Here is a 294-nt window from a genome sequence, read left to right on the forward strand (position 1 = left end):
ACCTCAACGACAAATTGGCCGACATGGGCGACTACCGTGGCCAGGTTGTCGACGTGGACTTGGCCCTGTGGCGCGGCGCCTACAAAATCAACGGGCTGAAGATCGTCAAGGTCGACGGCAAAGTCCCTGTGCCTTTCGTCAATGCACCGCTTATCGACCTGGCGATCAGCTGGCACTCCCTGTGGTACGACCATGCCGTGGTGGCCGAGGTTCAGCTCATCAACCCTGAAGTGAACTTCGTCGATGGCGGCGCCAACAAACAGAACTCCCAGACCGGTCGCGGCACCGACTGGC

1 pseudogene is annotated in these 294 nt (G+C 60.2%); it reads left to right on the forward strand.

The annotated features are described in order from the left end of the window. Nucleotides 1–294, forward strand: a pseudogene (locus BK665_RS34030) (DUF748 domain-containing protein); the annotation flags it as partial.

Origin of the sequence: Pseudomonas frederiksbergensis, assembly GCF_003732665.1 — a bacterium.
Lineage (GTDB): Bacteria > Pseudomonadota > Gammaproteobacteria > Pseudomonadales > Pseudomonadaceae > Aquipseudomonas > Aquipseudomonas frederiksbergensis_G.